General features: G+C 45.4%; 11 protein-coding genes. 7 read left to right on the forward strand and 4 right to left on the reverse strand.

The window, feature by feature from the left end; genetic code table 11:
• Positions 1 to 24 precede the first annotated feature (24 nt).
• The 5 genes from VIC_RS13690 to gntR all read left to right on the forward strand — a co-directional run bounded on the left by VIC_RS13690 (position 25) and on the right by gntR (position 5,084).
• Positions 25 to 582, forward strand: a complete 558-nt coding sequence (locus VIC_RS13690) for a TRAP transporter small permease subunit (protein WP_006960567.1) — start codon at positions 25 to 27, stop codon at positions 580 to 582.
• On the forward strand, positions 575 to 1,891 hold the full coding sequence (locus VIC_RS13695; RefSeq protein WP_006960568.1) for a TRAP transporter large permease: 1,317 nt from the start codon (positions 575 to 577) through the stop codon (positions 1,889 to 1,891). Before VIC_RS13690 ends, VIC_RS13695 begins: the two co-directional genes overlap by 8 nt.
• Positions 1,892 to 1,976: 85 nt before the next feature.
• Entirely contained in the window at positions 1,977 to 2,477 is a 501-nt protein-coding gene (locus tag VIC_RS13700) for a gluconokinase (protein ID WP_006960569.1), read from the forward strand.
• Positions 2,474 to 3,967 (forward strand): NADP-dependent phosphogluconate dehydrogenase, encoded by a 1,494-nt coding sequence (gndA, locus tag VIC_RS13705; RefSeq protein ID WP_006960570.1) that lies wholly within the window; start codon positions 2,474 to 2,476, stop codon positions 3,965 to 3,967. The genes VIC_RS13700 and gndA overlap by 4 nt, the downstream gene beginning before the upstream one ends.
• Before the next feature lie 115 nt (positions 3,968 to 4,082).
• The gene (gene gntR, locus VIC_RS13710) at positions 4,083 to 5,084 is read left to right on the forward strand and encodes a gluconate operon transcriptional repressor GntR (protein WP_006960571.1); all 1,002 of its coding nucleotides are present in this window, start codon (positions 4,083 to 4,085) and stop codon (positions 5,082 to 5,084) included.
• 285 nt (positions 5,085 to 5,369) lie between these two features.
• On the opposite strand, the gene VIC_RS13715 is transcribed toward gntR, so the two are convergent.
• On the reverse strand, positions 5,370 to 6,899 hold the full coding sequence (locus tag VIC_RS13715) for a DUF3612 domain-containing protein (RefSeq protein WP_038158333.1): 1,530 nt from the start codon (positions 6,897 to 6,899) through the stop codon (positions 5,370 to 5,372).
• Positions 6,900 to 7,060: 161 nt separating this feature from the next.
• On the opposite strand from VIC_RS13715, the gene VIC_RS13720 reads away from it, so the two are divergent.
• Both VIC_RS13720 and VIC_RS13725 read left to right on the forward strand, forming a co-directional pair.
• Complete coding sequence (locus VIC_RS13720; protein WP_006960573.1) at positions 7,061 to 7,636, forward strand: aldolase/citrate lyase/malate synthase family protein; 576 nt, start codon at positions 7,061 to 7,063, stop codon at positions 7,634 to 7,636.
• A 394-nt stretch (positions 7,637 to 8,030) separates the two neighbouring features.
• Positions 8,031 to 9,854, forward strand: a complete 1,824-nt coding sequence (locus VIC_RS13725; RefSeq protein ID WP_006960574.1) for a M4 family metallopeptidase — start codon at positions 8,031 to 8,033, stop codon at positions 9,852 to 9,854.
• Positions 9,855 to 9,906: 52 nt separating this feature from the next.
• Here VIC_RS13725 and VIC_RS13730 read toward each other — a convergent pair whose 3' ends face one another.
• The 3 genes from VIC_RS13730 to VIC_RS13740 form a co-directional block, all read right to left on the reverse strand.
• Positions 9,907 to 10,863: a FecCD family ABC transporter permease gene (locus tag VIC_RS13730; protein WP_039951944.1), complete on the reverse strand. Its 957-nt coding sequence runs from the start codon at positions 10,861 to 10,863 to the stop codon at positions 9,907 to 9,909.
• Between the two features lie 70 nt (positions 10,864 to 10,933).
• The gene (locus tag VIC_RS13735) at positions 10,934 to 11,890 is read right to left on the reverse strand and encodes an ABC transporter substrate-binding protein (RefSeq protein WP_006960576.1); all 957 of its coding nucleotides are present in this window, start codon (positions 11,888 to 11,890) and stop codon (positions 10,934 to 10,936) included.
• Positions 11,890 to 12,705, reverse strand: coding sequence for an ABC transporter ATP-binding protein (locus VIC_RS13740; protein ID WP_006960577.1), 816 nt, complete (start codon positions 12,703 to 12,705; stop codon positions 11,890 to 11,892). The genes VIC_RS13735 and VIC_RS13740 overlap by 1 nt, the downstream gene beginning before the upstream one ends.
• Positions 12,706 to 12,807 lie beyond the last annotated feature (102 nt).

Raw genomic sequence — 12,807 nt, forward strand, 5'->3', positions numbered from 1 at the left:
TCCTTCTTTTTGGAATTGATTGGTATGAATGACAACGTCCCACATCCACCTCAACAGCAGGATGGGCAACCGAGAAACTTTCTCGACAGAGCCATTATAAAAATCAGTAATTTGCTGAGCTGGTTATTCATCTTCACTGTATTTATTTCGTTTTATGAAGTTCTGATGCGTTATGCCTTTAACGCGCCAACAACTTGGGTTCACGAAACGGCGTCCTTCATTGGTGGTTCACTGTTTATTGTTGGAGGTATCTATGCCTTTGCTGCTAATAAGCATGTGCGAGTGGTATTAATTTACGATTCTGTGTCCGAACAGACACGTAAATACCTCAATATTGTTCACCATCTCATGGGGCTGGCATTTGCTGGCATGCTGGCTTACGCGTCTTTTGCGATGGCGAAAGAGTCTTGGTATGCCCCGTGGGGTGAGCTTCGCCTTGAAACATCGGGTTCTGTACTGAATGCACCTTACCCAGCTTTACTCAAGGGCCTGATTTTTGTCGTCCTTTGTATTCTTGTTATCCAGTTTGTCTTACACCTCATTCAGGAAGTTATGGGGCTAAGGAAGAATAACGATGTTTGATTTATCTTCTATTGGCATCGCATGGGGTAGTGTACTCATGCTGGTGATGATGATTGCCTTGCTGCTCACAGGTATGCAGTTGGCCTTTGTCACAGGCTTTGTCGCCATTTTCTTCACTCTTTGCTGGTTTGGGCCAGATGCACTGCCTTTGATCGCGAGCCGGACTTACAGTTTTGCTTCAGGTTATGTGTTCCTTGCTGTGCCTATGTTTGTTCTCATGGCTGCGCTGCTTGATCGATCAGGCATTGCCAGAGACTTGTTTGACGCGATGAAATCTGTCGGCCGTAAAGTACGCGGTGGTGTGGCTGTACAAACCTTGCTGGTGGCGGTTCTTCTAGCCTCAATGTCAGGCGTGATTGGTGGAGAAACGGTCCTGCTTGGTATTCTTGCTTTACCGCAGATGCTGCGTCTTGGTTATGATCGAAAATTAGCGATTGGTACCACCTGTGCAGGCGGCGCACTGGGCACTATGCTTCCACCAAGTATTGTTCTGATTATCTATGGTATGACGGCGAGTGTATCAATCGGTGATTTGTTCAAGGCTTCGTTCTTACCAGCATTCATTCTTGCTGGTTGTTACATCGCTTACGTATTAGTTCGCTGTAAGCTCAATCCTTCATTAGCCCCGATTCCAAGTGATGGTGATGAAGAAGATGAAAGGCAAGTTAGCTACTTCAAGGCTCTGTTTTTCCCGCTGTTGTCTGTAGCGGTTGTCCTTGGGAGCATTTACACCGGTGTCGCCTCTGTAACCGAAGCTTCTGCACTGGGCGTTGTGGGTATTATGATTTCAGCAATCATTCGCGGTGAAATGAGTATCAACATGCTCAAAGAGAGTGCGATCGCGACCATGCGCACTTGCGGCATGATCATGTGGATTGGTATTGGTGCGAGCGCATTAGTTGGAATCTACAACTTAATGGGCGGTATCGACTTCGTTGAAGAAGTCATTCTTGGCCTGAGTGGCGGTAGCCCTCTCGCGACATTGTTGATCATGATGGTAGTTCTACTGGTTCTTGGTATGTTCCTTGATTGGGTTGGCGTTGCACTGCTGACTATGCCGATTTTTGTGCCGATTATTACCAGTTTGGGTTATGACCCAGTTTGGTTTGGTGTGGTGTTCTGCCTCAATATGCAGGTTTCATTCTTATCGCCTCCGTTTGGGCCGGCAGCATTCTATCTTAAGTCCGTCGCACCAAAAGACATCAGTTTAGGGGAAATCTTCAGCTCACTATTGCCATTTATTGGCCTGCAGATCTTCGTATTAAGCCTAGTGATTATGTTCCCAGATCTCGCTATGTGGTGGAAATAACCGCAAAGCATTTTGAATTAGTAAAGTATTGAAATTGGTATTCACAGCCTTCTGATAATTGGAAGGCTAAGGATAGTATTACCCAATGAAAGTGAAAAAAATATTAGTAATGGGCGTTTCAGGTTGTGGTAAGAGCCTGATTGGTAAAGAGATTGCCGATAAGTTGTCTCTGCCTTTTTATGATGGTGATGATTACCATCCAAAAGCCAATGTGGAGAAAATGGCGCAAGGAATTCCACTGGATGATTGCGACCGCTTAGGCTGGCTAGAAACACTAAACCGAATTTACGTTGAGAATGATGCTGCGGTGATTGCCTGCTCTGCACTCAAACCAGCGTACAGAGATATTCTTCGTCGTAACAATCAACAACTGGCTATCGTCTATCTGAAAGGTGACTTCGATACTATATGGTCTCGACACAAGCAACGTGCTAACCATTATTTTAATGGCGAAGCGATGCTCAAAAGTCAGTTTGAAGCCTTAGTTGAACCAAGCGACGATGAAGCGTTGTTTATCGATATTACGTCGGATGTCAATACCGTAGTGGAATCAGCGCTTATTGCACTGAAGGAGCGAGTGCTATGAGCCAGTCAAATATTGCGATGATTGGCCTTGGTGTGATGGGTAAAAGCCTTGCGTTGAATCTACTCGACCATGGCTTTAATGTCACTGGGTTTGATATTGATGAAGCTAACCGTCGACGGGCTGTTTCCGAAGCGGATCTCATTTCATGCATTGCCAGCAAAGGTCAATTTGTTGCGGCGTCGAATCTCTCTGAGTTACTGAAGACTTTGGAAAAACCACGTGTGATTGCCTTGTCTGTTCCAGCCGGAGAGATTGTTGATAAGGTGATTGATGATTTACTCATTGCTGGTATCGATAGCGAAGATATTGTGATTGATACCGGTAACAGCCTTTGGACGGATTCTGAGCGCCGAGAGACTCACTACCAGGGCAAATTGCGTTTCTTTAGTACTGCGGTTTCTGGCGGTGAAGTCGGGGCTCGAACAGGGCCGGCTCTTATGGCTAGTGGTGACCCAGCAGCTTGGGAATATGTGCGTCCGATGTGGGAAGCGATTGCCGCCAAAGTGGATGAAAAAGGTCTGCCAGTCGGACAATTTGAACAAGGTGAATCATGTGCAGCATACCTAGGGCCTGCGGGAGCTGGGCACTACGTTAAAATGGTTCACAATGGTATTGAATACGCTGATATGCAGCTTATCTGTGAAGCATTTCATTTCATGTCCGATGTTCTTGAGATGTCGGCTAGAGAAATCAGTGCAGTATTTTCAAGTTGGACCAAGGGTGTCCTCAATAGTTACTTGATAGAAATCAGCGCAGAGATATTGCAGACAGAAGATCCAGTAACAGGAAAACCGTTTGTTGATGTGGTGCTTGATAAAGCGGGTCAGAAGGGGACTGGGCTGTGGACGGCGGTGAATAGCCTACAAATGGGCGCACCTGCACCGACCATTGCTCAAGCGGTATTTGCTCGAGCACAAAGTGCACAAAAGCAACTAAGAGTGAATGCAGCAGCAGTTCTAAAAACGCACACCAAACCTGCGGGTGGCTTCGACAAGCAAGCTATGCTCGATGAGCTACACGACGCCTTATACTGCGCCAAACTCGTGGTATACGCTCAGGGTTTTGAGCTGCTGAAGACCACTTCTGTTGAAGAAGGCTGGAATCTAGATTTTGGTGATATTGCTAAAATTTGGCGAGCAGGGTGTATCATCCGCGCCATCTTTTTACAGGACATCACCAAGGCCTACCAAAATGAACCTGAGTTGGAACACCTTCTATTCGCCGATGTTTTTATCGAGCAAATCGCACAGAGATCGTGTGGCTGGCGAAGCAGTGTGTCTAATGCGGCTATTCATGGCGTACCAGTGCCGGCTATCTCTTCTGCATTGAACTATTTCGATTCGCTCCGTTGCGGTGTTTTACCTGCGAATTTGCTTCAGGCTCAGCGAGACTACTTTGGAGCGCATACCTATTCCAGAGTGGATAAACCAGAAGATGAAAAGTTTCATTTAACTTGGAGTGAGCCAAACAAAACGCAACTCACGGTGTAAAAACAGAGCGTTCGCTGCAAAGCGAGCGCTTTTTTGTTATCTGAACCAATAAATTCGTTTTGTTTTATGAGTAAAATGTTACCAGTAACATAAAGAGCAGAAAGAAACATCATCAATGGCCAATAAGAAAAAACGCCCTACGTTGCAAGATATTGCAGATAAAGTTGGGGTGACAAAAATGACTGTCAGTCGTTGTCTACGCGACCCTTCTCTTGTCTCTCAAGCAATACAAGAAAAGGTTAATCAGGCGGTGGACGAGCTGGGATATATTCCCAACCGCGCACCGGATATTCTGTCCAATGCGAAGTCGAATGCTATCGGTGTGCTGGTTCCTTCCTTAACTAACCAGGTTTTTGCTGAAGTGATACGTGGTATTGAATCGGTGACCACACCAGCAGGTTACCAAACGATGATCGCACACTACGGCTACAGTGAAGAGCTTGAAGAAAAGAGCATTGCTTCTCTGCTGTCGTATAACGTTGATGCCATTATACTCTCAGAGAATGTTCATACCGACAGGGCCCGCAAGATGCTGGAAACCGCATCAATCCCTGTGGTGGAAATCATGGATTCATTCTCGCCTCGCATTGAGCAGGCTGTTGGGTTTGACAACAGGCTTGCGGCTCGTGACATGACAAAAGCCATGTTAGCGCAGGGAAGAGAGAACATTGCGTATTTTGCTGCGCGGATGGATGAGCGGACCCGACTAAAGATGGACGGTTATCAGTTGGCACTTCAAGAGCAGGGAAAAGCGCCAGTTACTCTCCAGACGGAGGAAGCTTCGTCGTTTACCTTGGGCGCTAAACTATTAGGTGAGCTTTTACAAAAGCACCCTGAGGTAGACGGTATCTTCTGTACCAATGACGATTTAGCCATTGGTGCTTTGTTTGAATGCCAGAGACGAGGAATAAAAATCCCAGAACAAATGGCGATTGTTGGATTTCATGGTCATGACATCAGTCAGGCAATGACGCCAAAACTAGCGACAGTGATTACGCCACGTGAAGAGATCGGCCAAGTTGCAGCACAGCAATTAATTCAACGCCTTAAAGGTGTTGAAAGCTGGAAAGCGAGTATTGACTTGGGATATCAAATCGAATTAGGAGAAAGCCTGTAATTTGCAAAATGCATTTGTTTGATATTTGCATTTTGCAATCAAGTGCAATTTAGAAATGGATTATGCGTATGGTTTTCATGCATCTGATGCAGAAGTGAACAAAAACAATGGTTTTTATTGATAATTAAAGTTGGCACGCTTCATGCTTTAGTAGTAATGACCCTTATTAAGCCGAGGGTCACCTAGCCAACTGACGTTGTTAGTGAACCTTATTTTTGTTCACATTCATATATAGCCAATCACGATTATTGTGATTGGCTTTTTTTCTTTTTAGGCCCTTACAACTCACATCAGTACATTTTCCTGACATCCGTTATAGCAGCTTGGTTTTCGAGGGCACACAGCGCCTCTGGAACAGATCACCCTTGCGTCGGTCTGAATACCTCGCTCAATCCAGTTAATATTGAGAATCTTGGCAATCGTGGTGAACTCTCTTTGGATATGACGAGGAATTGAAGCACTGCCTCCGTTATCAACACACAATGACTTCAGCTCTTCGGCGATACTACGTGAGTCACCACCTTGAGCGTCGATCGCTGGGTTTAAATCGATGCCCGCGCAGAGAACTCGATTGTTGCCCGCAGGGTCAGTCATGTTGACTGATTCACAGCAGTAGATTCTTGGCTCGTCACCAACATTGAGAATAGAGATTTGCGCTGAGCTGCCGTTTTGAGGCTCAGAAAGTCTTCTGAATACCGCCCAGTGCTGACAAGGGTCGTTAACCTTGCGCATGTTTCCCCAAGGAAGCGGGATGCCATTACCGCGATAAACCGCTTTCAGCTTGTTCTGGCCATAGGCATCAAAGTAATGCCAGTGTGGATAAGGTGACACCACCGTCATTCGGCGCATTGCTACAGAAGGGGAAACCCCTGCTTTGAGGTGAACATCAATCTCGTAACCGCTACGGTCGAGCAACTGGCGGAAAGGCACCTTTGGACATAACAGAGCACCAGCAAAAAAGCTCGATTCAAAATCTCGCCATGCTTGTAAAATATCCTGAGAGTTGAGATCTGAGGTTGGTGCGGCTTGGTTGTGTTCTTCCCAGCTATTGGCGTGACCAACAGACAAGACGCTCTTTAATCCCTCTTTACTATGCAGGACACAATGGCCGATGTAGACGGCCAAATCGTATTTCAGGCGAGTCGGGTATTGTTTCAGAATCTCGTTTAAATAGATAAAACCAGGCGGTTCAAAGAAAGAGGTGACGACCTGCTTTGCGCTAACTCCAAGTTCATCGACAATATCTTGTGGTGGACGCGACACCCAGCGGATGGTTAGCCCCATACTACGAGCAATATCCATCAGATCTTCAGCAGACAAATTAAGGCGTTTTAATCCGACTTCTTCTGCAGCACGTTCTAGATCAGGAAAGTGGTTTTGGTTGCTCTCCTGATGGGCACGGATCAATAAGTGAGCAAACTGGCGGCCGGTAATACCGGTTTGAGAGAGCATTTCTGGAATAGCAATTTGTAAAATCTCATTAGAGAAGAGGAAGCTTGGCTCAAGTGCCATTCCACTAATGCCACCTCTATTACCTTTATCAGGTGTGATATCGGCCTGTTCAGGTTCATCATCCAGAAACCAGGTCGGATCTTTTTGGAAAACTTCAGCGATGACCTCCAACATATCAATACTAGGGACACGCTTTCCACGCTCAATCATTGATAGATAGGAGACAGAAGGGGCGTATTCCGGATTAACTCGTATACAGCGAGCTGACAGATCTTCCATGGTTAAATGGTTGCGTTTACGTAGGTTTCGAATCTTGGTCCCTAAAAAGTGGGACTGACGAATTAGACTTTTTGACAGCATCATTTTGTAAAATTCACATTGTAAAATTTTTGTTGTGAAATTGTAGTCAAAATTTCACTAGTATACAAAGTAAGCAAAGTCACAAATCTGCAATCAGTTAAACGCAAGTTTGAAATATTTGCTCTAGGACAGAAAAGTTGTGAAATATCCGCGAGGGAAACACTATGAATATGCTTACTTTCGATAAAACAGAAATCCAAAAACAAGACAAGCCATTTATCGCTGAAGCAGTCTTCGCGGTAGAAAAGATGAATTCAAATCAAACCACCGAGAAGCAAGTAAAAGCAAAACAATTGCTAGATCGTCTATTTCCACTTGAGAGTGGCTCACACAAAGACGTTACCGCATATGTTATCGACTATCGCCATGTAATGGCTTATTTCAAAGATGGTAGTCACAGTGGTTTGAAGCACTCTAAACACTTTGTTGCTTACACTGGTGAGAAAGAAGATCCTGAATCTATCTTGTTTAGAGATGGCACAGGAAGCCATGTTGAACTGACATTCGGCAATCATAAAGGCACAGGCTGTGTAGAGTTGGTTGAAATTGATGACATTCAACTAGAGACCTGCACTATGTTCCCTCAGGAAAGCAGTGAAATTTCTGCGATGCGCCATTGGATCAGCTTGGTGAAAGGGGATGAGAAAGGCAAACCACGTGCATGTACTGAAGCAAAAGAGTACACGGCGAAAAATGGTGACGACTATGACCTGGAGTGCTGCTACACACTAAGTCGCTAATCTAACTACAATTAATTCTGTCATTAAAAGCTCCACATTGTGTGGGGCTTTTATTATATCTGATGTTCTGTAAATTAATGAAATAAAAAGAAAAAAATGTGACTGAATGTCACGCGTCACTAATGATAGAAATATGTCCGTTTTTAGTGGCATAAAATTATCATTTGTCGCTATCTGATTGTTTTGTTGATCACTTCTTGATCAAATTTTCTCGTATTCAAAATTTAATGAGTAATTCGTGTAGTTTTTTGTTTCCACTGTAAGAATTATAATTTCGTATGTAACTTGCTTGATTGTGCAGCTATCGCTCATGTTATTGGTGCGATTTATCGCAGAGACACTTCCTATTGAGTCGTTGGGGAGAAGGATTTTATACCAATAACAGGAAAGTAAAATGAAACAACGTCAAATGCTTTGGCTGATTGCTGCTGGATTAGGAGTTAGCCTACCAGTTACAGCCGCAGAGATGGTTAAAGTTGAAAACGATGCATTACTACAACAAGCACTAAAAGCTCAGTCAAACAGCGTAGTTCCGTTGGAAACCGGCTTCGCTGAAGTGAAACGAGTCGTTTTACCTAATGGTAAAGTCAAAGTTCGTTATCAACAGACACACATGGGCCTACCTGTGTTTAACACCTCTGTAGTCGCCACTCAGACCAAAAGCAGCCAGAATGAAGTTTACGGTGTCATGGCACAGGGAATCAGTGGTGACTTGGCAACAGTTGCTCCCACTCTGGATGAGAAACAAGCGATCGCAGCAGCGAAAAATGCATTTAAGAAGCACTCTCTTGGGGCTTCTGATGCTCCGTTCGAAAACTCCCAATCGAAGCTGATGGTGTGGCTTGATGACTCTCAAACTGCAAAAGTCGTTTACATGGTAGACTTTTTTGTTGCGGCAAAGGTACCAAGACGCCCATTCTACTTGGTTGATGCTACAACAGGTGAAGTGCTGAAACATTGGGAAGGCATAAACCACGCTCAAGCGACAGGTACAGGCCCTGGTGGTAACCAAAAGACAGGTCAATACAACTTCGGTACGGACTATCCGGGATTTATCGTCGATAAATCAGGCACAACCTGTACGATGAACAACTCAGCGGTGAAAACCGTGGATTTGAATGGTGGTACTTCAGGTAGTACAGCATTCAGCTATCCGTGTAATGACGATACCAATTTCAACGACCACAAGTATGTGAATGGCGCTTATTCGCCTCTGAACGATGCACATTACTTTGGTAAAGTTGTGTTTGATATGTACCAAGACTGGATGAATACTTCACCGTTAACCTTCCAGCTAACCATGCGTGTTCACTACGGCAACAACTATGAAAACGCGTTCTGGAACGGTTCATCAATGACATTTGGCGATGGTCAGAACACATTCTATCCATTGGTTGACATTAACGTGAGTGCACACGAAGTGAGCCACGGTTTCACCGAGCAAAACTCAGGGTTGGTGTACTCCAACATGTCAGGTGGTATGAACGAAGCCTTCTCTGATATTGCAGGTGAAGCAGCGGAATTCTACATGAAAGGTTCTGTTGACTGGGTTGTTGGTGCAGACATCTTTAAGTCTGAAGGTGGCCTACGTTACTTCGATCTTCCATCAAAAGATGGCCGCTCTATCGACCATGTTTCTCAATACTACGATGGCCTGAACGTTCACTACTCAAGTGGTGTGTACAACCGTGCCTTCTACTTGCTGGCTAACAAAGCGGGTTGGGATGTACGTAAAGGTTTCGAAATCTTTACGCTGGCGAACCAACTTTACTGGACAGCAAACAGCACGTTTGATGCAGGTGCTTGTGGCGTAGCCAAAGCAGCAGCTGATATGGGTTACAACGTATCGGATGTTGAAGATGCATTCACTACAGTAGGTGTAAACGCGTCTTGTGGTACAACGCCTCCACCAACCGGCGATGTACTCGTAAAAGGTACGCCAGTGACTGACCTAGCGGGTGCACGCTCTTCTGAAACTTTCTACACGTTCACTGTTGATTCAGCGTCTAACGTTGCAGTTTCTATCTCCGGCGGCACTGGAGATGCGGATCTGTACGTAAAAGCGGGCAGCAAACCAACTACTAGCAGCTACGACTGCCGCCCTTACCGTTACGGTAACACTGAACAGTGCAGCCTATCAGCAACACCAGGTACAACTTATCACGTGATGCTAAGAGGTTACTCTAGCTACTCTGGCGTGACACTAAGATTAGACTAATAAAAAAACACAACATCGTAAGTGAAAGGGCTCCATCTGGAGCCCTTTGTTTTTATCGAGTTGGCCTTTTCCACACTAGGTAAAGCACGAACACACCACCTAATGCTCCAGTGACAATACCGACAGGCAATTCTTGAGGTGCCAGAATTGTTCGGCTTGCTATGTCACCAAACAGCAGTATTACTGCCCCCCAGACTGCAACTAATGGAAGTGCGAGTTTATGAGTCATTCCAGAAAAAGGACGAACCAGATGGGGGACCATGAGCCCGATAAAACCAATAACTCCAGTTAGGGCGACAATTGCAGCGGTACAGAAAGCGCAACAGATAAAAATTTCGCTTCGCAGCCGATGTACATTTATCCCTAAAGACCGTGTTGTTTGCTCACTGACGAGTAAAGTATCTAAGTCGCGATGGCGATACAGCGCGAGTACAACAACGCATAGTAATCCTAGCGCAGCGAAAATTAAGTTGTCCCAACGAGCTAAACCCAGGCCACCCATCGTCCAGAATAGAATGGAGCTAGCAGCGCGCTGATCGCCAGAAAAAATTAAAAAGCTGGTTAGGGCGCTAAACAAAAAAGAGATGGCAAGGCCGCAGAGAACCAGATCGTTGTTACCGCGCTTTTTCTGAGTTGAAAAAAGAAATAACACAGTCGTTGCTGAGACAATACCACCGGAGAAAGCCGCTATGGGAAGTGACCAAGTGCCTAGCGTATTTCCAAGAGAGGTTATCACTAAAACCGCGCCCGCAGATGCTCCCGAGGAAAGGCCAAAAATGAAAGGGTCCGCCAGATCATTTCGTGTCGTTGTTTGCAGCAAAGCACCAACCATCGCTAGTCCTGCTCCTGCGACTATGGCTAGCAATGCACGGGGTAATCGCAAATCAACCAAAATAAGACTAGTCATCGTGGCTTCTTCACTGTTAAACGAAGCCAGACCGCGTACAACCTCATGGAATGAGAGTGGCACAGAGCCGTGCATCAAACTCAGAGCAAATGAAACCAGCATAGCACTGATTCCAAGTAGCCATGCTAGGTGATATTTAGAGATTGGCATAGAGACCAGCACTAACGTTAAGCTATTGCGGGAAAAACGCATTGGATAACTTCTCAATAGCTTCTATGTTGGCAGGCCCCGGGGTGAGTTGTTCATAGCGGAGTTTGACGTAGCGATGAGCTTTCACGGCGTTAGTGTGCTTCATAAGAGGGTGCTGTTCCAGAAAGTTTTTCAGTGCGTCTGCACCGCTAGCTGTCTGATAATCGAGTAGTATGATGACATCAGGGTTCTGCTTAGCAACATACTCCCAAGAGGTAGTTGCCCAACTTGCTTCCATGTTGTCGGTAATGTTTTTGCCTCCGGCTTTCTGAATCATTGCGTTAGGCATTGCATACTTACCAGCTGTAAAAGGCTTATCTTCTCCTGAGTCGTACAAGAATACCTTTGGAGAGGCTTCCCCTGAGTTAGCACTTTTATGTTGTACTGCCTCAACTCTCTGCTTCCAGGCTTTCACCAACTTGTTTGCTTTGTCTTGACGGTCAAAGATGACTCCAAGCTTTTGTACGTCCTCATAAAGTAAGTTCATACTAGCTGCTTGTAAGGACTTATCCATGTGAATGCAGCTTTCGGATAAAACCAGAGTGTCTATCCCGTATGGTTTTAAGCTTTCTGGTGTAACTTCGCCACCGACTTTCATTCCATAGTTCCAACCAGCAAAAAAGAAGTCAGCTTTTGATGCAATTAATGTCTCAAGAGAGGGGTATTTTGCAGCCAGCTCTGGGATGTTACCCAGCGTGCGCTCGAAAGTGGGAGACATTTTGTACCAGCCTGTAATGCCTGTCACACCAACCATGCTGTCTTGTAGGCCGAGAGCAAAAGCCATTTCAGTCATATTGATATCGTGAAATACGGCATGAGTCGGGCGGGCATCAATTGTCAGAGGGCTACCACAATTATCAACTGTGACGGGGTAGTGCGTCACTGCAGCGTTGGCTGTGGCCAGTGGAACAAACAGGATTGGTAACATAAACCACTTCATTAGGCGGCTCCTTTTGATAAGTTAGAGTGGCGATGGGGCGTGGCTTCGAAATGGAAAACCACGCTATTGGTTTGTGGATGGCTGAAAGTAAATACGTCGAGTCCGAACACCGGAGCGATGAACTCATTTCGCAAAACGATATTCGGAGCAGCGCATACCAACATTTTTTGTTCAGACATGAGTAGCACTTTATCTGCAAAAGGAGCGACTAGAGTCAAATCATGCAGGACCACGATCGCCGCAATTCCTCTTCGTTTTACAAGCTCAAGTAACTCTATGCGTGCTAGTGGATCAAGGTGATTGGTCGGTTCGTCTAATAGCAGTAATTCTGGCTTCTGAGCGAACGTACGCGCAATATTCGCTCGCTGCAATTCACCTCCAGAAAGAGACCCAAGAAGGCGATGTTCCATCTTTAACAAGCCGACGTCTTCTAACGCTTGGTTGACGGCAGCCTCATGTTCTTGGAGCGAGCAGCAGAATGTGTGAGGTACTCGTCCGAGTCTAACGTACTCGCGGACAGTTAATCGTGGGTCGGCGTTTTCATGTTGTGCAACAATGGCGATCGTCTTTGCTAATGTTTGCGGAGTTTGGTCTTCGAGGTTTGTGCCACAAATTTTTAACTCGCCACTGGTAACTTGGTATTCGCCAGAAAGGGCCTTCAGCAAACTAGACTTACCACTTCCGTTGGGGCCGATTATTGCAATACATTCGCCTGCTTTGATGTTTAAACTTACTTCGTTAACCGCTCGCCAACCCTGAGGGCCACAAGCGGAAAGCTGTGAAGCGAACATAACGGTCTGAGATAACTTTTTCATAAAATCAAACATTAAATGAGATGTTATAACATAACACTCAATGAGATTAAATTGTCAACAAAGTTTTTAATTTTCCAAATATGATTGAGATAGATTCTAAGT

The sequence above is a fragment of the Vibrio coralliilyticus ATCC BAA-450 genome (genome assembly GCF_000176135.1).
GTDB lineage: Bacteria > Pseudomonadota > Gammaproteobacteria > Enterobacterales > Vibrionaceae > Vibrio > Vibrio coralliilyticus.

Coding starts and splice junctions, on each gene's coding strand:
- VIC_RS13715 (WP_038158333.1), bottom strand. CDS start 6,899: ATGATGCTGTCAAAAAGTCTAATTCGTCAGTCCCACTTTTTAGGGACC.
- VIC_RS13700 (WP_006960569.1), top strand. CDS start 1,977: ATGAAAGTGAAAAAAATATTAGTAATGGGCGTTTCAGGTTGTGGTAAG.
- gndA (WP_006960570.1), top strand. CDS start 2,474: ATGAGCCAGTCAAATATTGCGATGATTGGCCTTGGTGTGATGGGTAAA.
- VIC_RS13725 (WP_006960574.1), top strand. CDS start 8,031: ATGAAACAACGTCAAATGCTTTGGCTGATTGCTGCTGGATTAGGAGTT.
- gntR (WP_006960571.1), top strand. CDS start 4,083: ATGGCCAATAAGAAAAAACGCCCTACGTTGCAAGATATTGCAGATAAA.
- VIC_RS13730 (WP_039951944.1), bottom strand. CDS start 10,863: ATGCTGGTTTCATTTGCTCTGAGTTTGATGCACGGCTCTGTGCCACTC.
- VIC_RS13740 (WP_006960577.1), bottom strand. CDS start 12,705: ATGAAAAAGTTATCTCAGACCGTTATGTTCGCTTCACAGCTTTCCGCT.
- VIC_RS13720 (WP_006960573.1), top strand. CDS start 7,061: ATGAATATGCTTACTTTCGATAAAACAGAAATCCAAAAACAAGACAAG.
- VIC_RS13690 (WP_006960567.1), top strand. CDS start 25: ATGAATGACAACGTCCCACATCCACCTCAACAGCAGGATGGGCAACCG.
- VIC_RS13695 (WP_006960568.1), top strand. CDS start 575: ATGTTTGATTTATCTTCTATTGGCATCGCATGGGGTAGTGTACTCATG.
- VIC_RS13735 (WP_006960576.1), bottom strand. CDS start 11,890: ATGAAGTGGTTTATGTTACCAATCCTGTTTGTTCCACTGGCCACAGCC.